Raw genomic sequence first — 21,819 nt, forward strand, 5'->3', positions numbered from 1 at the left:
ATCGCAAGTCGGCTCTGCTACCTCGAATTCATGAACGAGGTTGGATCACCGAACGCGGTGGCGCTCGCCATCCGGACGATGGGCGGCATCACGCAGGCGATCGTGAAGACGGGGATCAGCGAGGCCACCTGGCACCGCTGGCGGCGCGCTGGGCGGATCGCGGATCCCGAAGCGGTCTTCCTCGTCGAGGACTTGACCGGCATTCCCGGCCGGCAGCTCGCCGGGATGCGAGTGGTTCAGGGCGGCGCGCCGACGCCCAAAAGGGGGAAGCGCGGCGCTTCCCAGAACTCGCCGTAGAGGGCGTCGAACTCGGACTTCAGCTGATACCCGTGGATGCCGTCGCTGCGCGCCGAGATCAGGCCAAGGACCGCGTACTGCACCGCATCGGTCGCCATGCATGCCCCCCTCTCTGCATTCGGCCGGGATGCTCGGCATTCCCACGGAAGTCATATCTGCGTCAACGTTGCGGCGGGGGCGGCGGATATTTTGTTATGCGCGGGGCATATAGTGCGCGCGCCGGGCGCGGATCAGGACGCTGCGGCCGCGAGCCCGGAGCCGTCGTCCCGGCGCGCCGCCGCCAGCGGCACGAGGATCGCCAGCAGCTCGCTCCACTTGGTCGGCTTGGCGACGTAGTGGTCCATGCCCGCGCCGAGGCAGCGCTCGCGGTCCTCCGGCATCGCGTGGGCGGTGAGCGCGACGATCGGGACGTGGCCGCCGCCGGCGTGCTCGCGGACGCGGATCGCGGCGGTGGCCGAGAGGCCGTCCACCTCGGGCATCTGCACGTCCATCAGGACGACGTCGTACGGCGCCCGGCCGAGGGCCTCGACGGCCTCGCGGCCGTTGCCGACGGCGTCGACGCGGCAGCCCCAGCGCCGCAGCATCGCCAGCGCGACCTGCTGGTTCACGGGATTGTCCTCCGCGAGGAGGACGCGGAGGCCGAGCGGCGTCGCCGCGTCCGCGGCGGCGGCGCTCGGGGCGGCCGGGCGCGGCGCCGGCTCGGGCCGCGCGACGACGGCCGTCAGCGCCTTCAGGAGGTGCGGCTGGCGGACGGGCTTCGTCAGCGCCGCGGCGAAGCCCATCGCGCGCGCCTCGGCGGAGAGACACTGGCCCATCGACGCCAGCAGCACGACGGGCAGGTCGGCGAAGCGTGGGTCGCAGCGGATCGCGCGCATGGTCTGCTCGCCGTCGATGTCGGGCATCTGCATGTCGAGGAGGACGAGCCCATAGGGCTCGGCGGCCTCGCGCAGCGCCTGCAGCGCGGCGCTGCCCGAGTCGACGGCGTCGACCTGGGCGCCCCAGGCGCGGCAGTGGCCCTGGAGCACACGGCGGTTGGTCTCGTTGTCGTCGACCACGAGGACGCGCAGGCCCGCGAGCGCCACGGCCGGCGGCGGCGGCGCGATCGCCGGCTGCGGCTTTTTCGCGAGCGTCAGCTCGACGTGGAAGGTGCTGCCGGCGCCGGGCGTGCTGGTGACGTCCATCGTGCCGCCCATCAGCTCGGCGAGCTGACGGCTGATCATGAGGCCGAGGCCGGTGCCGCCGTAGCGGCGGGTCATGCTGCCGTCGGCTTGCGTGAAGCTCTCGAAGATCATCGCCTGGCGGTCGGGCGGGATGCCGATGCCGGTGTCGCGCACCGAGAGCCGCAGGCGCAGCGCCTCCCGCGTCTCCTCGAGCACCTCGGCCGCCAGCACGACCTCGCCTTCGTGCGTGAACTTGACCGCGTTGCCGCCGAGGTTGGTGAGAATCTGCCGCAGGCGTCCCGGATCGCCGCGCAGGTGGATGGACGTCCCCGCGGGAAGGTCGCAGGCGAGCTCCAGTCCCTTGCGCGCGGCGCCGGCGCCGAGCAGGCCGGCTACCTCCTCCATGACGGTGCGGAGGTCGAAGTCGACGGTCTCGAGCGCGATCTTGCCGGCCTCGATCTTCGAGAAGTCGAGGATGTCGTTGATGACGGTGAGCAGCGCGTCGGCGCTGCTCGCGATCGTGCGCGCGCAGTCGCGTTGCTCCGTCGGCGAGCTCCATGTCGAGCAGCAGCTCGGTCGTGCCGATGATGCCGTTCATCAGACGGGCGCGTGCAGCGGCGTCGCCGTCGGCGACGCGAGCCGCGCGGCCAGCGTCGCGCGGGCGGGACGGTCGCTCGCATGGCCGCGCGCGGGGGTGAGGCCGCCGCAGAAGCGCAGCGCGCCGGCTGCGTCGTACACGAGCACCTGCCCGGACGTCTGCGCGCCGAAGCGCCGCGCCTCGGCGCCGTCGACGTCCTGCACGACCGTGACGCCCGGGATCGTGGCGGCGCGGGCGCGCAGCGCGTCCGACGTCCAGCCGTCGGGCGGCGTCGCCGCCGCGAGCGCGACTACGAACGCGTGCGGCGGGCGCGGGAGACGCGCCAGGAGATCCTCGAGCTCGTCGAGCGTGGTGCGCGTACATGGGCACCCCGGATGCGCGAGCAGGACCAGCGTGGCGCGGGCCGGATCGCGCGTCAGGCGCGATGCGGCCGGCCAGGCGGCGGGCGCCGTCGCCGGCGCACCGGGGACGAACGCGTGCTCCCAGAGACGGACGTGGTGCCCCAGGCGACGGCGGCGAGCCAGATCGCGCCGGCGACGGTCCAGCCCAGCGCCTGCGCGGCGCGACGCCATGGCGAATCGCGAAGCACGTGGAGCGCGGACAGCAACAAGCGTGCCCCACGCGCCGCGCATGATCCGGGCTGTCCTCAGCCAGGCCCCCGTGCCGGCGGCGTCGGGACGCGCCGGCGTGGCGCGATCGGACGGGCCGCGAGACGCCGGCGTCCGCGCGCCGTTCGAGATCGTACGGCGGCGGTGCGTTCGATGACGCCGCGGTCACTCGTTGCGCAGGGCCGCCGGTACCGACAGCCGCGCCGCGCGCCAGGCCGGCAGCAGCGCCCCGGTGAGGCAGAGCAGCACCGTCAGCCCCGCTGCCATCGACGCGAACGCGGTCGGGAAGTGCAGGTCAAGGTCCCATCCGAGCAAGGCCGGGAACTGGATCTCCACCCAGAAGATGCCGAGCGCCATCCCCGCCGCGACGGCGAGCAGCAGCCCGAGCAGGCCGATCGCCAGCCCCTCCAGCACGACCATCGCGAACAGGCGCGAGCGCCTGAGGCCCACCGCGCGCATCATCCCGAACTCGCGCGTGCGCTCGAGGACGCCGCTGGCGAGCGTGTCGCCCAGGCCGATCAGGACGAGCAGCAGGGTCACCGCCTCCATCAGGTAGAGGAAGCTGAAGGCCTGGCGCACCTGGCCGGTGAAGTGGCCGACGAGCTGGGCCAGCGTGCGCACCTGGAGGCGGTACTCGGGCCCGATGCGGCGGGCGATCTCGGCGGCGACGCCGTCGCGGTCGGCGCCGGGCTGGACGACGATGCGCGCCCACCGCACCTGCGGGTCGTTCCAGGCGCGTTTGAAGAGCTCGCGGCTCATGATGACGGCGACCGTCGGCTCGGTGGCGGTGATGCCGAGGACCGGCAGTCTCTGGAGGCCGTGCGGGGAGGGCAGCTCCAGCGCGTCGCCGACCGCCGTCTTGAACTGCTGCGCGAAGGTGCTCGACACGAGCAACGCCTTGCCCTCGGCGACGCGGTCGAGCGCGCCGGCGAGGGCGCCGTCCTCGAGGCGCCAATGGCAGACCTTCGGGTTCACGAAGCTCGACGGGTCGTGCGCGACCAGCACGGGCATGCCGCCGCGGTAGCCGATCGTCTGGCGCTGCTCGCCGGAGACCAGCTCGACGCCGGGCAGATCGGTGAGGTCGGCGAGGAGCCCCTCGGAGAGCGGCGCGCTCATCCAGCCTTCGCTCTCGAACGCCGACGTGACGTAGAGGTCCGCCTTGAACATCGACGTCAGCTGCGCCTCGAGCGTGCGCTCGAAGCTCCACGCGACGATGCCGAACATGAGGATCGCGCCGAGGCCGACGCCGAGCGTCGCCACCGTCAGCGCGGCGCGGCGCGACTGCTCGCGCAGGTGGCCGGCCGCGAGGCGGCCCGTCGGCCCGAACAGCCGCTGCCAGAGGCTCGACACGACGCCGCTGCTGCCGCGCACGAGCGGCCACGCGCCGGCGCAGCCGAGGATGGCGAGGAGCGCGGTCGTCACGTTGCCCAGCTCGGCCTGCTCGGTTCGGCGCTGGAAGAGGATCAGGCCGGCGGCGAGCCCGATCATCCCGAGCCAGAGGACGAGCCGCGGCGGGCGCAGCGCGGTCGGGACGTCGCGCCCGCGCAGCGTCAGCGCGGCGACCGGCTGCTTGCTCGCGAGCCGCAGCGCCGGCCCGAGTGCGGCCAGCAGCGCCGCACCGAGGCCGACGGCGAGGCCGACCAGGACGGCCGACGGGTACATCGCCGGCGGCGTGATCGGCACGGGCAGGCGGTACTGGAGCGCGGCGAGCTTCGCCGTCAACGGAAAGCCGAACTTGCCGATCGCGAGCCCGAGCGGCACGCCCACGGCCGTGCCGAGGAGCCCCAGGATGAGGCTCTCCTTCAGGAGCTCACTCGCGACCACCCAACGCCGCAGCCCGACGGCGCGCAGGAGCCCGACCTCCCAGGTGCGGGCCTCGAAGATCGCGCCGAGACGGCTGTAGCAGATGACGAAGCCGGCCACGACGGCGAGCAGGGCGAACGCCGTCAGCATCGCCTGGAAGCCGGCGACCGTCTTGCGGATCACCGCCTTGCGGATCGCCGGCTCCTCCACCGTGAGCCCGGGCGGCAGCGCCGCCGCCACCGCGGCCTTCACCGCCTCCTCATGGCCCGGCTGCACGAGGAGGTCGATCTGCGTCACCTGGCCCGGCTCGGTGAACGCCGCCTGGGCCGCCTGGATGTCCATCACGACGAGACGTCCGCCGAGCGTCGCCGCCAGCCCCTGCGCGTCGAGCAGCCCGCGGACGACGAACGGCATGACGCCCGTGGGCGTGACCAGGTCGAGGCGGCTTCCGGCCTGGAGCCCGCGGCGCTCGGCGAACTGGCGGCCGAGGATGATCGAGTCCTTCTGCGAGATGAAGACGAGGAGGTCGTCGACGACGTCGGCGTTGTCGCCGCGATGGTAGACGCGCACCGCGGCGTCGTTGGTGAGGTCGACGCCGTGCACGGTGAGGATCTCGCCGGTGCCGTCGTCGGGGAAGGCGATCGAGCGCACCAGGGGGACGGCGAGCGTGACGCCGGGGATCGCTTCCACCGTCTTCACGGTGTCTTCGTCGAAGGTGAGGTTCTCGCCGGCGCGAATGGTGAGCGCGGCGCGGCCGGCCATGCCGTCGACGGTGTCGAGGAAGGCGTCGAGGACGGCGAGGTTCATGAGCCGCGTGGCGACGACCAGCGCGACCCCGAGCGCGACGGCGAGGATCGACAGCACCATCCGCCCGAGCCCGGCCCGCACGTGCAGCCAGGCGCGCCGGAACGACAGGAGGGCGATCACGACTCCGACGCCTCGTCGTCGCCGGCGGCCGGTGTGATCCGGTCGCGCGGCGGGGTACGCACGTCGCGCAGGATGCGGCCGTCGCGCAGCTCGAGCGTGCGGTCGCCGTAGGTGGCGGCGAAGACGTTGTGCGTCACCATGACCACGGTCACCTGGTCCGCCTCGTTGAGCGCACGCAGCAGGTCGAGGATGACGCGGCCCGTGTGCGAGTCGAGGTTGCCGGTCGGCTCGTCGGCGAGGAGCAGGGCGGGGCCGGGGGCGATGGCGCGCGCGATCGCCACGCGCTGCTGCTCGCCGCCCGACAGCTCGGCCGGATAGCGGCGCTCGCGGCCGCTCACCTCGCAGCGCTCGAGCGCCTCGGCGGCGCGCCGCTTCACCTCGGCACGCGAGTGGCCGGCGAACTCGAGCGGCCAGCATACGTTCTCCTCGACCGAGAGGGCCGGGATCAGGTTGAAGCCCTGGAAGATGAAGCCGACGCGGTGCAGGCGCAGGTCGGACAGCTCGGCGTCGGAGAGGGTGGCGAGGTCGCGGCCGTCGAGGACGACCTGGCCCGCGTCCGGGGTGTCGAGCCCGGCGAGCAGGTTGAGGAGCGTCGTCTTTCCCGAGCCGCTCGGACCCATGAGGGAGACGAACTCGCCGCGGGCGATCGTGAGGTCGAGACCGTCGAGGGCCGTGAAGGCCTGACGTCCGCTGCCGTAGCGCTTGCGGACGCCGCGAGCCACGATCAGGTCGCTCATCGCTTCCTCCCCGCACCGCCCTTCGGCGTCGCCGGCGGCGGCCGCTCGGCGAGGTCGCGGCGGTACTCGTCCAGGAACTCCAGCTCGGCCGTCACCTGCTTGATGCGACGGAGCAGCAGCGCCGCGGCTGCGCGATGGCCGTCGGGGTCGCCGTTCTTGCGCGAGTCGGCGAGCGAGTCCTCGCGGGCGCGGGTGAGCGTCTTGCCGAGGAGCCACAGCTCTTCCTGCCGCCGGTCGAGGAGGCGATCGCGTTGCTCCGGACCCAGGAGGTGCGCGAACAGGAGCCACGAATCGAGCTCCTGCTCGGTGGTGTCCGGCTGGGCCAGCCAGTGGTCGAACTCGTCGCGGCCGGGCGTGGTGATGACGTACGGGATGCGGCGCGCGTCGGCGTCGGGCGGGTTGACCCCCTGCTCGAGGAGACCGGCGTCCACCAGCTTACCGAGCTCGCGGTAGAAGTTGCCCGGGTTGGTCTGGGCCCCCGACCGAGCACGGTACTCCGAGACCAGCTCGTAGCCGTGGCGTGCCTTTCCGTCGCGCAGGAGGCCCAGGATCAAGTGGTAGAACATCCGCCCGTCGCGCGAGAGTAAAACGCGGGTTCCCTCGGGGTCAAGGTTGCGCGCAGCCGCGCACGATCGCGCACCGTCGGGCTCCGACCGCCGGACGATCCGCCCTACGGTAGCTACTAGCTTCCTTGAATCCATACCTGCTTCAGTGCATGGAGGGTATTGCCGCCGGCGTCCTCCGGGCGTATCGGCCGCGCAGAACGACCCAACCAGGAGGTGCCGCCATGCTGTACGGGGGCGTGGATGTCTCGGGGCTGTTCCACCGCGTGATGGGCGCGGGACGCGGGCGGCGGCGGATCGTCCCCTGGCCGGCGCCGCGTCCGGCGTCGTCCGCCGCGGCATCGTCCGATCCGGACGAGGTGCGCGCACCGCGCTCGTGTGCACCGACCGCACTGCGCGGCGTCCCGCCGGAGCAACGCCTGATGCTCGCCGTCCTCGAGGACGCGCTCACCATCCTCACGGCCGGCCCGCGCCGAACCACGAGCGGGCGGCTGTTCTGGGACACCCGCAGCTGGATCCTGGACGACGACCATGCGTGGCCGTTCTCGTTCCTGAACGTCTGCGACGCGCTCGACATCGATCCGATCCGCCTGCGCCGCCGGCTCGCGGCGCACGGCGCGGCGATGGTCGTGGGCCGGCCCGAGGTGACGCGATGATCGGGGCGGACGGGCTGTCCGCCGTCCAGGTCACGTATCGCGCGTGGCTGCGCCAGACCGCGCGCGACGCCGGGCTCACGACCGCCGCCGTCGACACGATGGTGCAGCACGGGCAGATCGGCCACTGGCGGCGCGGCGATCTCGTGGCGAGCGGCGCGGCGGGGGCGGGGACCGTGCACTTCGTCGTCAGCGGCGCCGTCCAGATCGTCTGTCTGGTGCCGGGGGGCGCCAGCGTCGCGGCGGAGATCGTACCGCCCGGACGCTGGTTCGGCGGCAGTTGGCTCGACGATCGCGCCGGCGGCTGCCGCTTCGTAGCGCGGGCGCACGTACCGGCCGTCGTCGCCCGGACCGGCCCGGAGCTGTGGCGGACCATCGTCATGGCGCTGCCGCCCGAGAACGTCGTCCGCCTGCTCGCCTACTCGCAGGCGCGGGTGCGGCGGCTGCTGCTCGATCGCTGTCTGCTCCTGGCGCTGCCGCTGCGCGAGCGCCTCTACCACGTCCTCGGCACGCTCGCGGCCGACTTCGGTCGGCTCGAGCCGCGCGGCACGCGCATCGACCTGCCGCTCACGCATGCGGACCTGGCCGCGCTGGTGGTGGCGACGCGAGCCAACGTGACGCGTGGGCTCGCGTCGCTCGAGCACGACGGACGCATCATCCGTGACGATGCCCGTGCGGTGGTGGTGTGCGGACCGCACGGCGACCAGGCGGCGGGCGCGGCCTGATCCCCCGGGCCGCGCCCGCCGCGTGACCTCGCCGCGGCGGTAGCCCGTGCCGGGCGCCGGGCCGCTCGCGCCCGGCGGCTCGCCGCGCGCGATCCGGCAACGCCGCGCGTGCGCGACGGCGCGTACGTCGCGACCACGTCGGCGACACGTCGCGTGCCGACGCGTGCGGGCGGCGTGCGCGCGCCGGCACGAGTTCGGCGAACCGGTTCGCTTGCCGCGCGACGCGAGCGCGCGGCGCCAAGCGATCGACGCAGGTGTCGTCGTGATCGAACCTGCGCATCGACGACGTGTCGACGCCGCCGAGCGCGCGCTGCGCAGCGCGTCGACTCGCGCCGGCAACTCTCGCGACGCGTCATCGTCGGTGGTGAAAACCGCGCAACGTTTCGATCGCGAACGAGGTGTCATCGCAATCGAATTCGCGTGCGATGAGTCTTCGATCAGAAGCTGGAGAGAGTGGGATGCGATGAACGAGGAGCAAGATCACAGCACGACGAAATCTCGTTGACAGTCCGCGACGCAATGTGGTTCCAGTCCGCGCGACGATCGGTGTCCGTGGTCACATACGAGTTCGTGCAAGCGAGGGGGATATGGTTGCACGTCGTTTTTGGGGAGTCGCGGTAGTTTGGCCGGTGATCCTCTACCTATCGGTCGGGCATGCTCATGCTGAACCTCCACGGCACACGTCGCCGATCCAAGTCACGGCGGACGGCGGGAGCGTGTGGGTGGTCAATCCAGATTCCGATTCCGTCGGTCGGATCGACGCCGCGACCCACACGCTGGTCGGCGAGTATCGCGTCGGAGACTACCCGCGCACGATCTCGGTCGCCGGCGGTGCGATCTACGTGGCCAACCAGGGCTCCCAGGATCTGACGCCGAAACCGGATCCCGAGACCGTGATGAAGCTCGACCCCGCGTCCGGCGCGGTGTTGAGCAAGCTCACGACGCCGTTCGGCTGCGCGCCGTACGGCGTCCTCTTCAACGAGGCCGGCCCGAACGGTCCGGTGGTCTACGTGTCGTGCGAACGCCGCCAGAGCGTGCTCGTGCTCGATGCCGCTTTGAGCGAGATCGTCGCGACCATCCCGCTGGACTGGCCTGACCCGCGCTCGATGGCGTTGACCGAGGACAAGAAGCGCCTCTACGTGGCGCATTTTCTGACGCGGCTTCCCGGCGCCGACGCTCACGTCACCGAGATCGACACCGAGACCAACGAGATATCGCGCGTCATCGCGATCCCTCCCGACATGACCACCTGCGAGACGATCAACTCGGGCAAGGGGGTCTACAACGTCATCGCCGGCCTCAACATCGTTCCGTCCACCGCGCCCGCGAACGTCCGGGGCCAGCTGTGGGTGGGCGCCGTGCTGCAGAACAATCTGACGAAGGGTCTGTTCCGCAACGACCCGCGGTTCGGCGGTCGCCCGGACCCCATGCTCTGCTCGGGAGGCGTGAACCACGATACGCGCTGTCTTCGCGACGGCGACTGTCCCGGCGGCACCTGCACGGCCACGTTCCAGGCCATCGCCCGCAACCTCTACAAGCCGTCGTTCCACGACATCACCCGCTCCGGAATCGCCAAGATCGATCTCGGCACCGGCCAGCAGGTCGGCAAGATCGACATCGACGAGGCGAATCAGCCGACGGACATCGTGTTCAGCCCCGACGGCGTCACCGCCTACGTCGTGGACCAGTTCTTCAACAGCTACCACGTGCTCAACACCGCACGCGGGCAGGACGGCAACATGACGACGGCCTTCGCCGCCGGCTCGCGCTTCGGCCCGGGCGGGGCGCAGCCCGATCAGCCGTGCCGGGGCGGCGCGTTCCTGACGGCGTCGGAAGCCCCGTTCATTCTCCCGCCGCAGGGGCAGATCGTTCCGATCGGCGTCGATCCGCAGCTGGTCGGCGGCGGCGTCATCAACACCGGCCTCGAGTACACGGTCGCCACCGGCCGGATGCGCCCGGTGCCGGACGCGATCGGCACGGTGCCGCACGGCGTCGCGATCTCGCCGGACGGGTCCAAGGTGTTCGTCGCGAACTTCCTCTCGCGCAACGTCAGCGTCGTGAAGGCGGATCAGCTCTTCTGCCCGAACGGGGCGGCGTGTCAGACCTCCGCGAGCTGCGCCGGCTGCGCGCCGCGGCTCCATGCCGTCGTGCCGTCGATCGATGCTCCCGACCCGCTCCCGGCGCCGCTTCTCGACGGCAAGATCCTCTTCCACACCGCCGCCCGCGACTCGAGCGTTCCGAACGGGATCGGCCTGGGGCAGGCGGCGCCGCGCTACAACCGCGACGATCCCGATGTCCTCGAGCCCGTGGGGCACGTGACCAGCACCTCACACGACGCCTCGTACGTGGCCTGCGCCAGCTGTCACCCGGACGGCGGCTTCGACGGGCGTAGCTGGGACTTCTCCCAGTTCGGTGCGTCGGTCCGCAACACGATGGAGCTGCGCGGCCGCGCCAGCTTCGCGCCGGGCATGTGCAGCGATCCCCCCGGGCAGTCGTGCACCACGGATTCGCAGTGCGCCAACCACGGCGTCGGCACCTGCTCGAACGACCCGAGCGTCGTCTGTGAGCTCGACATCCAGTGCGGCTCCTGCAGCGCGAGCAGTCCCACGCCGGGCATCACCTGCCGCGCCGACCGCGACTGCGGCGGCACGTGCTCCAACGACGCCACCGTCGCCTGTCAGCGCGACGGCGACTGCGGCGGGTTCTGCCGTGAGAACGGCACGACGCCGTGCACGCGTGACAACCAGTGCCGCTTCGGCTGCTCGATCGCGAACACCTGCAACTTCAATCTCTGCGAGACGAAGACGTGCAACGTCGCCAAGTGCCGCCCCGGCTCGCCGGCCGACATCCCGGGGAACGTCACGAACCCGCAGTCGTTCTTCAACCCGATGCTGACCGCGCACTGGAACGCGGATCGCGACGAGGTCGAGGATTTCGAGTTCACCTTCCGCTCGCTCATGGGTGCGGGGGACTGTGACGGCGTCGAGGACCTGCCCGAGAAGTGCATCGGCGCCCTCGTCATGCGGTCGAACGTCGCCAAGCCGCAGGAAGCGCATCCCGATCTGGGCCCCGGCAACCGCGGACTGAGCCCGCGCCTCGACCACGTGGCCGACTACCTCTACAGCCTCACGACCTTCGTCCGGAACCCGAACCTCGAGAACGGGCCGTCGGCGGACGCGGTGGAAGGCGGCGTCATCTTCGCCGCGTCGGGCGTGCGCTGTCTCGAATGCCACAACGGCCCGTCGCCGACGAATCAGCATTTCTCGGACAAGAAGGCGATCGCCAGTCATCCGCCGGGGCTTCCCGGCGGACCCGACGTCAACAATCCGTTCCTTCGCCACAACGTCGGAACGTTCAACGCGTTCGACCAGACGGATCCGTTCCAGGTCGCGAGCGAATTCGGAATCTTCCAGAACAGCGTGGCGCCGATTCCCGCCACGCGCGGTCCGCTGTTGGACTACGTCACGCCGACCATCGTCGATGCGTGGAACACGGGGCCGTACAACCATGACGGCGCCTTCGACACGCTGCTGCACGGCATCCTGCCCTGCAGTACCCAGCTCGACGACTGCACCACGGCGTATGCGGGCAAGAATCTCGACAACCTGCACGGCACGACCACGAACCTGACGCCGCAGCAGCTGCGCAAGCTGGCCGCGTTCCTGAATGCGCCGCACAATCCCGGTCCGGGTACCGCGCGGCTCGCCGCCGATCTGCGTCTCGACAGCGTGGCGGTGAAGTTCGGGAGGCTCGACGTCGCGACCGACGACAAGCTGGAGCTGAAGGTCTCGTTCCGGCTGCCGCCCGGGTCGCGCTTCGACGTCGCCGGCGGCTTCCTGAGCGAGGCCTTCAAGCTCACGCTCGCGGACGTCGACGAGCCGCTCTTCGAGCGCACCATCCCGGCCGGGACGATCCGCGCCGTCGGCGGCGGGGGGGCGTTCACGTTCTCCGACCAATCGATGCGAGTCGCGCAGGGCATCAAGAAGGTGACCCTGAAGCATCTCGGCAAGGGCGTCTGGCAGCTCAAGATCAAGGGCAGAGCCCTGGACCTCGGGACGCTGGACAAGAACTTCATCCAGGTTGCGATCGAAATCGGTGACGACGCCTTCGTGCGGAGCCGCGCGTTCCAGACACCGCGGGGCGCGCGCACCTTCGCAAAGATCGTCGAGCGGAGGCCCCTGTGATCACTCTCCGGACGAGGAATGGGATGCGCCGCAGCGTGCGCGCGATGGTCACGGCCGGACTGGTCCTTGCGGCGGCGTCCGCCGGCGCGAGCGAGCACGTCCTTCGCATCAACTCCCTTCTGTCGCTCTCGGTCCAGAACAACGCCGCCATATGCGCGACGGCGAACTGTCTGCAGCGCGAGATCCGCCTGCCGGTGACGATCGACTTCGCCGCCGGGAAGATCGTCATCGACGCGCGCAATCCGGTGAACCAGAACAACGTCCCCGTGCCCCCCGGCGGTCCCGGCGGCATCCTGTTCTCGACCCAGGCTGGCCCCGCCGAGGTGCGCTTCGCCGAGCCGTGTCTGAACCCCGACGGCTGTCCACGCGGCATTCCGATCTACGAAGGCACGATCGACGGCGACGGCAACATCCGCTTCCCGAGCCTCGGGATGGACTTCGAGGTCTTCGGGGCGTTGCCGATCATCAAGTTCCGCGCGCCGATGGGGACGGGACGCTCGATCGACCTGTCCGATCCCAACAGCATCGCCGAGGGTGTGCCGCTCGATTTCGCCACCGGCCGGGTGGTGCTCGCCGGCATCCAGCTGACCAACGCGCCCGTGGTCGGCTCGGTCCTGCAGCACAATCGCATCACCGGCTTCATCGAGCCGCCGCCGACGCCGCCGATCGCCGGGCGGGCGCTGCTCGGGTGCCAGAAGGCGATCCAGCAGAAGGGGGCGGTGTTCCTGAAGGCGAAGGAGGTGGCGCTGGCGCGGTGCGTGGACGTGTTGGTCGCGTGTCAGCTCGCGGCCGAGACCGGCGTGCCGCAAGCCGGCTGCATCGAGCGCGCGAAGAGCTCGTGCGACCGCGAGCTCGGACGCATGGACGTCTACGAGGCCACCCTGGCGAAGAACGTCGCCCGCGGCTGCTTCCTGGTGGGACAGCCGAACCTGCTGGCGCCGGTGCTCGGGCTCAATTTCGGCAGCAACAAGGCGCATTGCGACTCGCTCGGCATCAACACGACCACCAAGGAGGGCACGCTGGCGTGCGTGCAGCGGCTGCTCGCCTGCTCGACCGAGCAGATCGTCGCGCGCCTCCGGCCGCGCGCCAGCGAGGTGCTCGCCGCGAACGGCTACGGGCAGTTCGTGCATCCGAACGGATGTCTGCCGCACCCGTTCGTGCCGGGAGACGCCGCGGGGCATGACCGGACCGCGGTCACCGCCTGCCAGCGGGCCCTCGACAAGGAGGGCGCCAAGTACGTCGTCAACAAGCAGAAGGCGTTGCAGCGATGTGCCGACGCCTGGGTCACGTGTCGCGCCCTCTCCGAGACCGACGGTCTCGACGGCGTGAAGCTCGCCGCCTGCGAGAGCAAGGCGCAGAAGGCGTGCGACGGCGCTTCCGCGGTCATCGCCAAGGGGGAGGCCGCGCGCGCGGCCAAGACGCACAAGGCCTGTGACGGCCTCGATGCGGCGAGCATCCCGGCCCTGGCACGCGGTCTGGGCTTCGAGAATCTGGGCAGCCTGTGTGCCGCCATCGGCCGTCCCCTGAGCAGCGTCGACGCGCTCGTCGGCTGTCTCGGGCACAGCCTCGACTGCACCACCGAGGCCCTGATCCGAAAGCTCGAGCCGCGTGCGGCCGAGGTGTTGGCCACGGTCCAGATCGACGGCCTGCCCGGGACGACGAAGTTCCCGTGCCTGCTCCCCACCTGCGGTGACGGCTTCGTCGACGCCGGCGAGGGCTGCGACGCACTCTTCCGCAACGATCCGCTGTGCAACCCGGATTGCACCAAGATCGTGTGCGGTGACGGCAAGAAAGAGGGAACGGAGGAGTGCGACGACGGCAACACGGCCAACAACGACGGCTGTGACTCGACCTGTCACCTCGAGCCCTTCGTCTGCGGCGACGGCAAGATCGACCCGAACGAGGTCTGCGACGGAGGCAACACGTCGGCCGGGGACGGGTGCAGCGCGGACTGCCGCTCGAACGAGACCTGCGGCAACGGCGTGGTCGACACGATCCGCGGGGAGGTCTGCGACGACGGCGGGTTCGACTACGTCGCGACGCTCTCCGGCGGCGCCGAGACGCCGCCGGTGACGACCTCGGCGACCGGCTCGGCGATCCTCGTCCTCAACCCGGACAACTCGCTCTTCTACAACGTGACGACGAACGCCCTGACGGGCGGGACCGCGGCCCACATCCATCAGGGCGCGGCCGGCGTCGCCGGACCCATCGTCTTCACGCTGAACGGCGGACCGACGACCTGGGTCGGTACCACGCCGCCGCTGTCGCTGGCCGAGGTCAACCTGATGAAGCGCGGCCAGTACTACGTCAACGTCCACACCCTGACGAATCCGGGCGGCGAGCTGCGGGGGCAGATCGGCTTCGCGCCGCCGCTCGGCGGTGACGGTTGCAGCGCCGACTGCCGTTCGAACGAGACCTGCGGCAACGGCGTCATCGACGCCGTCAACGGCGAGAGCTGCGACGACGGCGGGACCACGCCGGGTGACGGCTGCGACGAGCAGTGCCGGGTCGAGGAGTGCAGCTTCGCCGGCAGCGTCACGCCGCTCGGCGGACGCACGTTCAGCCTCACGCCCGCCACCAGCGGGTTCTTCAACTCGATCATCGGTCCGGGAACGCCGGTCGGAACCATGAGCATGCCGGGCGGGCCGATGACGCTGGTCGCGGGGACACCGGATCAGGACGGCGTCGTGCCGATCTCCCTCGCGGCCGACACCATCGTGGAGATCAAGATTCCCCTCAACAACCAGACCCAGTGCTTCCGCTTCACGACCAACAGCACCGGGAAGCTCTACTGCTGCGGGGGCCACGCGGTCGACATGAGCAATACGCGCGACAGCAACACCGGCGGCCGGCCGACCAGCGGAGGCGGAGCGGATGGACCTGCCGTCGTGCTCTCGGGCATCGGCACGGGCGGTCCGGGCGATCTCCTGATGTCGTTCAACGTTCGCCAGACGACGGGGAACATCAACCTCAACTGCCTGACGGCCACGTATCCGACCGCATCGTCCACGCAGATATGGACGACCGGGAACGCCACGGCGCGGGTCGTTCGTCCCGCCCAGGGCGGCAGCCTGTTCGAGTTCAACGCCACCGGCGTTCCCTTCAGCTGCGAGGAGTGGACCACCGAGGACGGCCCCGGCAGCTTCGTCAACGCCGACACCGCCCTCAACGCCGCGCCGGGTCTCGACGCGGGGAATGTGCGGAAGATGACGGATTGAGGCGCGTGCGCCGTGCGCCCGAGGGATGAAGATCGTCGGGGTGCCGCCGCCGTCGGGCGGCACCTGCTCCTGGCTCTCGCAGTGCTGTGCGGGCCGGGCGGGACGGCGGCTCGTTGCGGCGAGCCGCCGTTCGCCGTGGCGGTCGAGGACGATCGGTTGACGGCCCGGTTCGAGGAGGCGTCGCTCGCGCAGGTCGTGGCGGCGATCGCCGGTGCCGTCGGCGCCGAGGTCCGCGGCGGCGTGGCGTCCCCCCGCTCGGTGACGGCGGCGTTCGACGCGGTGCCGCTGCAGGAGGTGTTCGAACGGGTGATGGGTGGCGAGAGCTTCACGCTGATCTACCAGGGCAACGCGCTGCGGACGATCCGGCTGGTCGGCGAGCCGCCCGCGGCCCCCACGACGGTCGCCGTCGCCGTTCCGCCGCCGCCGCGTGTCCACGTGGCGCCCTCGACGGCCGCGCTCAGCCAGGCGTTGAACCGGTATCCGGCCGTGCCGGTGCATGGACGGCTGGCCATGACCCTGCGGGCCGACCAGGCGACGTTCTCGCAGCTCGCCGGCGTCGCCACGCGTGAGCGCGATCCCGAGGTGCGAGCCGAGGCGGTGGACGCGGGCCTGGCCGCGATCGAGCGCGATCCGCATCTGCGGGAGCTGGCGCTGGGAACGCTGCGCGACCTGGATGGAGCATCGCTCGCCGCGCTGGCCGAGGGGCTGCTCGGCGACCCTGCGGCCGAGATCGTCCGCCGGGTGCTCGCGCGGACGGCGAACGCCGAGCTGCGGCAGCGAGCGGCCGCCGCGCTGGCGGCGTTGCCGGCGCCCGCGAGCAGCGACGCGGAGGCGGAATGATCCCGCTGCGCTGGGTCGTCTTCGGCTTGCTCGCGCTGCACGCGCCGACCGCGACGGCGGCCATGATCGAGATCGGTGGCTCCGTCGCCGCGCCGACCCGCGCGCAGCCGGGTGTCCTGGTGGCGCGCGTCGGCCCCGAACCGGTGCAGGTGCGGCGGCTCGGCGACGTCGGCCCCACGACGCTCTACTCGGCGAACGCACCGGGGTTCGTGCTCGCGGCCGCGGACGCGAGCGTCCCGATCCATCCATTGCGAGCCAACACCACGGTGCGCATCGTCGTCACCGGCGTGCACGGCGGGGCGAAGCTCAGGATCGGAAGCGCGCTGCTGGAGGCTCCCGGTCAGTCGGTGACCATCAAGAGCACGGGGTGGCCGGTGGATGCGATCTGGCTGCTCTCGCTGCCCGACGGTACGACCGACGAGCGCCACGTCTATTGGCGGCTCGAGACGACGTCGGACTTCTACACGACCTCCGTTCAGTACGAGACGGCGATCGCCGATCCCCTGCCGCCCCCGACGACGACCAGCAGCACCGCGACCACCACCACGACCTCGACCACCACCACGACCTCCGACGGTGGGCCCGGATCGACGACCTCGTCGACCTCCGCGACCGAGATGTCGACGACGACCACCACGACCTCGTCGTTGCCGACCGGCAGTACGACCTCGACCGTACCCGACTGTGCGCCGGACGCGTGCGACGACGGCGATCCGTGCACCGACGACGTCTGCACCGTCGCCGGCTGCGAACACCTCGAGCGGCAGGCGTTCGGCGCCGTGCTCTGCCGCCTGCAGGTGTTGCGCCTGCGGGTGCGGGAGCCCGACGCCCAGCTCCGGCCTGCACGGCGGACGCTGCGTCGGATCCAGCGATGGATGCCGGGCGTCGTGCACCTCGTCGAGCGAGCCAGAAAGGCGCCCACGCGCGGCGACAAGTTGCTGCGGCGGGCGGCGCGGCGCTTCGCCCGCGTGCGCGCCCTGATCGAGTCCGCGACGCATGCGGGACGCCTGCAGGCGCCGCTGGCCGATCAGCTCGCCGCCCTGGCCGCGAGCGCGAACACTCGCCTCGAGGTCCTCCAGGCCGTTCTCGAGTTGGACGGTGCGCACGCCGGCAGGATGCCGGCAATGGAAGGGAGCTCTTCATGACCGTGATGCGTCTGGCCTTCATGCTCGCAGCGCCGCTGCTGCTCGGAAGCGCACGACTCGCGATTGCCCAACCCGTCTTCGATCACATGACCTGCTTCAAGATCGGCGATCCGGTGGTTCCACGGGTCGGGTACACCATGGACGTCAACCCGAAAGAGCTCGATCGGTTCGCGCCGATGCCGGGCGATCGCGTGACCGGCGGGGTCTACAGCGCGGGCTGTCAGATCGTGCTGCCCGCGAAGTACTTCTGCATCGACGTCGAAGTCGCGAACGCCAGGCAGACGCGAGCGCCGTACACCGCCGCGAGCTGGCTGGCCGCGGGGCCGGATCCCGGCGATCGTCTCTGCTACAAGCTGAAGTGTCCCGGCGGGCGCGACGTGAGCTATCCCGTCGTCGACCAGTTCGGGACGCGCACCATAAAGGTCAGGCGCCAGACGGCGTTTCTCTGTACGCCGGCGTGGCGCCAGGTGACCGACCAGGACCCGTGTCAGTCCAACGCCAACGGCATCTGTCAGGGACTGTGTCCCGACGGGAACGTCTGCCTCGGCGTCACGACCCAGTCCTGCGGCTGCGCTCCGCCGGCGTCGCAGTGCGGCAACATGTCCTCGGGCATGTGCGGCGACGGACTCTGCCCGGGGCTCTGGGAGTTCTGCGGCGCCACCGCCGGCGCCTGCGGGTGCTTGCACCCGTAGGCGTCCCCTCGCTGCGGGCGTCGTCAGACGCCGGTGGCGAGCCGCGGGAAGACGTGCAGCCCATCCGGGCCGAGCGGCAGCGGGTCGACACGCGCGACGACGTCGACGGGGAGCGTCGCGTAGAGGTGCGGGAACGTCTCGCCGCTGCCCGACGCCTCCCATCGCAGGGCCGCGCCGAGCTGCGCGGGGTCGACGTGCAGGAGCAGCAGATCCGGCTGTCCGGCGCGGTGCTTGTGCGCGGAGCGCGCGACCTGGGCGGCGGTGGAGAAGTGGATGAAGCCGTCGCGCCGGTCGTCCGGGCTGCCGCCGTACTGCCCGCCGTCCTGCGCGGCGAGCCAGTCGGCGCGGTGGGCCATGTGGTAGATGGTCACGGCGTCAGTGGATGCGCTTGTCGCGCCCCTTCCACTCCTGCTCGCGCAGCACGAACTTCTGCACCTTGCCCGTGCTGGTCTTGGGGAGCGGGCCGAACGCGACCTGCTTCGGACACTTGAACTTCGCGAGCCGCGCGCGGCAGTGCGCGACGATGGCGTCGGCGGTGGGCGTGCGGCCGTCCTTCGGCACCACGAACGCCTTCGGCACCTCGCCCCATTTCTCGTCGGGGACGGCGATCACCGCCACCTCGAGGACGTCGGGGTGCGACGCGATCGTCTGCTCGACTTCGATGGTCGAGATGTTCTCGCCGCCGGAGATGATGATGTCCTTGGCGCGGTCGTGCAGCTCGATGTAGCCGTCGGGGTGCACGACGGCGACGTCGCCGGAGTGGAACCAGCCGCCGCGGAACGCCGTCGCCGTCGCGTCGGGATCGTCGAAGTAGCCGGCCATGACGTTGTTGCCGCGCATGACGACCTCGCCGAGCGTCGCCGCGTCGGCGGGCACGTCGCGCATCTCGGCGTCGACGACGCGCAGCTCGCACGCCACCTGATGCGCGACCCCCTGGCGGGCGCGCAGCACGGCGCGTCGCTCGGGGGCGAGCGCGTTCCACTCGGGGTGCCAGTCGCAGGTCGTGTGCGGGCCGTAGGTCTCCGTCAGCCCGTAGAGGTGCGTCAGCTCGGCGCCGATCGCCTCCCACTGGCCGAGGAGCGTCGGTGACGGCGGTGCGCCGCCCGTGGCGATGCGCAGCGGGCGGGCGAGTCGCCCGGCGGGGGCGCTCGCGTCGTTGATCAGCATGATGAGGACGGTCGGCGCGCCGTTGAAGTGCGTGACGCCCTCCTCGGCGACGAGCCGCCACACGACGGGCGGGTCGACCTTGCGCAGCAGCACGTGGCGCGCCCCCGCCGCGGTCACGGCCCACGGGAAGCACCAGCCGTTGCAGTGGAACATCGGCAGCGTCCAGAGAAAGGCCGAGCCGGTGTCGAGCCGGTGGCAGACGATCTCGGCGAGCGCGTTCAGGTATGCGCCGCGGTGCGTGTACATGACGCCTTTCGGGCGGCCCGTCGTGCCCGACGTGTAGTTGATGGCGTACATCGATTCCTCGTCGGGCACGCGCCAGGCGGCGTCGCTCGGCGGTCCGTCGAGGAACGCTTCGTACTCGGGACCGTCGAAGCTGCGTGCGATGCCGGGCGCCTGCTCGGGATCGTCGATCGTGACCACGCGCTCGACCGACGCGGGCACGCTGCCGAGCGCCGCCGCGAGCTCGGCGTCGACGAGGAGAAGACGGGCGCCGGAGTGCGCGAGGATGTAGGCGACCTCGGCCGGCGCGAGCCGCGTGTTGATCGCGACCAGCACGCCGCCGGCGAGCGCGACGCCGAAGTGCGCCTCCAGGATCGCGGGCACGTTCGGCGCGAGGATCGCGACGCGATCGCCGCGCCGGATGCCGGCGCGCTCGAGCGCCGCCGCCAGGCGGCGCACCCGCTCGGCCATCTCGCTCCAGGTGAAGCGGCGCGCGCCGTAGACGGCGGCGATGCGGTCGCGGTGCACGTAGGCGGCGCGCTCGAGGAAGAGCAGGGGCGTCAGCTCGGTGCGGTTCACCTGCATGGCGGCGGACCCTAGCAGCGCGCTCCGCGACGGGGAACCGAACCCGGGCACGCGCGTTGCTTTCACGGGGATGCGGAGGGGCGGCGGAGCCCGTCGGGCGGCAGGCGCCGGACGGCCGGCTGACGGAGGGTCAGCCCTTTGACGCGCGGGCTCGCGCTCGGGCTGCTGTGCGTCGCCGCCGCGGCGGGCGCCGCGCCGTTCGAGGTCCGCACCGTGCCGCATCCGTACCCGGCGGCGGGCGACTTCTTCGGCGCGTCCGTGGCGCTCCGCGGCGGCCGGCTGGTGGTGGGTGCGCCGCGACGGGATCAGCCCGGCGCGGCCGACGCCGGCGCCGTCTACGTCTTCGACGCCGGCAGCGGCGCGCTGCTGCACGCGCTCGTCGCGCCGGCGCCGATCGCCGATGCGCGGCTCGGCTCCGCGGTCGCGGCGGTCGGCGCCGACGTCGTCGCGGGCGCGCCCCACGAGGACAGCGGTGCGCCGCACGCGGGCGCGGTCCACGTCTTCGCGCTCGCCGGGGGCACCCATCTCCGCACCGTGCCGAATCCCGAGCCGGCGCTCGACGACGGCTTCGGCGGCGCCGTGGCCGGCGCGGGCGGCGACCTCGTCATCGGCGCGCGACTCGACGGCGCGGGCATCGCGGACGGCGGCGCCGCCTACGTGGTCGGTGCCGGTACGGCGCCACGGCTGACGCTGCTGGCACCGACGCCCGCCGCGTACGCGCTGGTGGGCGCCTCCGTGGCGACCGACGGCAGCGTCGCCGTCGTCGGCGCGCCGGGCGACGCGACGGTCGCGCCGAACGGCGGCGCCGCGCACGTGTTCGCGCTCGCGACCGGCACCTGGATCGGTACGCTGCGGCCGACCCCGCCGGCGCTCGGCGACGACTTCGGGCGGGCGCTCGCGGTCGGCGCCGGTCTGATCGTCGTCGGCGCGCCGCTCGACGAGGCCGAGAACGTCTCGGACGCCGGCACGGTCTACGTGTACGACGCCGCCACGCTGGCGTTCCGCCTGCGGCTCACGAGCCCGCAGCCGGTCGCCGGCGGACGGTTCGGCACCGCGGTGGCGCTGCGCGGCACCGACATCGTCGTCGGCGCGCCGCACGAGGGCAGCGGCGTCGTCCATCTGTTCACGGGTGACGGCGTGCCGCTCGGCTCGATCGCCAACCCCACGCCGGCGCCCGACGACCAGTTCGGCGCGGCGCTGGCGAGCGAGGGGATGGTTCTGGCCGTGGGCGCCTGGCATGACGACGCGGGGGCCAACGATGCCGGGGCCGTCCACGTGATCGTCGACCTGGGAGCGCCGTCCGTCACGACGACGACGGTCGCCGGCGTGCCGCCGACGTCGGTCACGAGCACGACCGCGACCAGCGTGACGCTCCCGACGCCGGTCACGACGACGACCGTCGTCGACGGCGCATCCACGACGACGTCGACGAGCGTCGCGACCAGCACGACGACGCCGGGCTCGATCCCCCTCGCGACCACCACGACGACCGCCGTGTCCGCGTCGACCACCACGACGACCCCGCCGTCCGGGGAGGTCTGTGACCCCGCGGCGCCGGACGCCTGCGACGACGCCGACGCCTGCACCCTCGACGCCTGCAGCAGCGACGGACGCTGTCTGCACGCCGCCCTGGGCGGGCTCGACGCGGTGTCGTGCCGGCTCGACGCGCTCGGCGCCGCCATGGACCGCGAGGGG

General features: G+C 71.8%; 17 protein-coding genes. 10 read left to right on the top strand and 7 right to left on the bottom strand.

Annotated features, from left to right (window positions below; all coding sequences use genetic code 11):
* The first annotated feature begins 57 nt into the window (after nt 1–57).
* Nucleotides 58–297 (top strand): hypothetical protein, encoded by a 240-nt coding sequence (locus KIT14_22680; GenBank protein ID MCW5893329.1) that lies wholly within the window; start codon nt 58–60, stop codon nt 295–297.
* A gap of 230 nt (nt 298–527) precedes the next feature.
* On the opposite strand, the gene KIT14_22685 is transcribed toward KIT14_22680, so the two are convergent.
* The 5 genes from KIT14_22685 to KIT14_22705 form a co-directional block, all read right to left on the bottom strand.
* Nucleotides 528–1,862 carry a response regulator gene (locus KIT14_22685; GenBank protein ID MCW5893330.1) on the bottom strand — a complete coding sequence of 445 codons (1,335 nt, stop codon included), beginning with the start codon at nt 1,860–1,862 and terminating at the stop codon, nt 528–530.
* Nucleotides 1,863–2,054: 192 nt separating this feature from the next.
* Nucleotides 2,055–2,627 carry a RedB protein gene (locus KIT14_22690; GenBank protein MCW5893331.1) on the bottom strand — a complete coding sequence of 191 codons (573 nt, stop codon included), beginning with the start codon at nt 2,625–2,627 and terminating at the stop codon, nt 2,055–2,057.
* A gap of 201 nt (nt 2,628–2,828) precedes the next feature.
* On the bottom strand, nt 2,829–5,393 hold the full coding sequence (locus tag KIT14_22695) for an ABC transporter permease (GenBank protein ID MCW5893332.1): 2,565 nt from the start codon (nt 5,391–5,393) through the stop codon (nt 2,829–2,831).
* Nucleotides 5,390–6,130: an ABC transporter ATP-binding protein gene (locus KIT14_22700; protein MCW5893333.1), complete on the bottom strand. Its 741-nt coding sequence runs from the start codon at nt 6,128–6,130 to the stop codon at nt 5,390–5,392. The genes KIT14_22695 and KIT14_22700 overlap by 4 nt, the downstream gene beginning before the upstream one ends.
* Nucleotides 6,127–6,696, bottom strand: coding sequence for a PadR family transcriptional regulator (locus KIT14_22705; GenBank protein ID MCW5893334.1), 570 nt, complete (start codon nt 6,694–6,696; stop codon nt 6,127–6,129). The genes KIT14_22700 and KIT14_22705 overlap by 4 nt, the downstream gene beginning before the upstream one ends.
* Nucleotides 6,697–6,917: 221 nt before the next feature.
* Between KIT14_22705 and KIT14_22710 the strand changes: the two genes are divergently transcribed.
* From KIT14_22710 to KIT14_22745, 8 genes are all read left to right on the top strand, one after another.
* Nucleotides 6,918–7,349: a hypothetical protein gene (locus KIT14_22710; GenBank protein ID MCW5893335.1), complete on the top strand. Its 432-nt coding sequence runs from the start codon at nt 6,918–6,920 to the stop codon at nt 7,347–7,349.
* Nucleotides 7,346–8,071 (top strand): Crp/Fnr family transcriptional regulator, encoded by a 726-nt coding sequence (locus KIT14_22715; GenBank protein ID MCW5893336.1) that lies wholly within the window; start codon nt 7,346–7,348, stop codon nt 8,069–8,071. The genes KIT14_22710 and KIT14_22715 overlap by 4 nt, the downstream gene beginning before the upstream one ends.
* 163 nt (nt 8,072–8,234) lie before the next feature.
* Nucleotides 8,235–8,576: a hypothetical protein gene (locus KIT14_22720; GenBank protein MCW5893337.1), complete on the top strand. Its 342-nt coding sequence runs from the start codon at nt 8,235–8,237 to the stop codon at nt 8,574–8,576.
* 217 nt (nt 8,577–8,793) lie between these two features.
* Nucleotides 8,794–12,255 carry a hypothetical protein gene (locus KIT14_22725; protein MCW5893338.1) on the top strand — a complete coding sequence of 1,154 codons (3,462 nt, stop codon included), beginning with the start codon at nt 8,794–8,796 and terminating at the stop codon, nt 12,253–12,255.
* 23 nt (nt 12,256–12,278) lie between these two features.
* Nucleotides 12,279–15,473: a CHRD domain-containing protein gene (locus KIT14_22730; protein ID MCW5893339.1), complete on the top strand. Its 3,195-nt coding sequence runs from the start codon at nt 12,279–12,281 to the stop codon at nt 15,471–15,473.
* A gap of 156 nt (nt 15,474–15,629) precedes the next feature.
* Nucleotides 15,630–16,313 (top strand): hypothetical protein, encoded by a 684-nt coding sequence (locus KIT14_22735; protein MCW5893340.1) that lies wholly within the window; start codon nt 15,630–15,632, stop codon nt 16,311–16,313.
* Entirely contained in the window at nt 16,310–17,458 is a 1,149-nt protein-coding gene (locus KIT14_22740) for a hypothetical protein (protein MCW5893341.1), read from the top strand. Before KIT14_22735 ends, KIT14_22740 begins: the two co-directional genes overlap by 4 nt.
* On the top strand, nt 17,455–18,150 hold the full coding sequence (locus KIT14_22745; GenBank protein MCW5893342.1) for a hypothetical protein: 696 nt from the start codon (nt 17,455–17,457) through the stop codon (nt 18,148–18,150). Before KIT14_22740 ends, KIT14_22745 begins: the two co-directional genes overlap by 4 nt.
* Before the next feature lie 23 nt (nt 18,151–18,173).
* Here KIT14_22745 and KIT14_22750 read toward each other — a convergent pair whose 3' ends face one another.
* Complete coding sequence (locus tag KIT14_22750) at nt 18,174–18,506, bottom strand: DUF952 domain-containing protein (protein ID MCW5893343.1); 333 nt, start codon at nt 18,504–18,506, stop codon at nt 18,174–18,176.
* A gap of 19 nt (nt 18,507–18,525) precedes the next feature.
* Complete coding sequence (locus KIT14_22755; GenBank protein ID MCW5893344.1) at nt 18,526–20,124, bottom strand: long-chain-fatty-acid--CoA ligase; 1,599 nt, start codon at nt 20,122–20,124, stop codon at nt 18,526–18,528.
* A gap of 138 nt (nt 20,125–20,262) precedes the next feature.
* Between KIT14_22755 and KIT14_22760 the strand changes: the two genes are divergently transcribed.
* Nucleotides 20,263–21,819 (top strand): hypothetical protein (locus tag KIT14_22760; GenBank protein ID MCW5893345.1); only part of this gene is annotated, 1,557 nt, incomplete at its 3' end.

This window comes from bacterium (assembly GCA_026129405.1).
Taxonomy (GTDB): domain Bacteria; phylum Desulfobacterota; class Binatia; order DP-6; family DP-6; genus JAHCID01.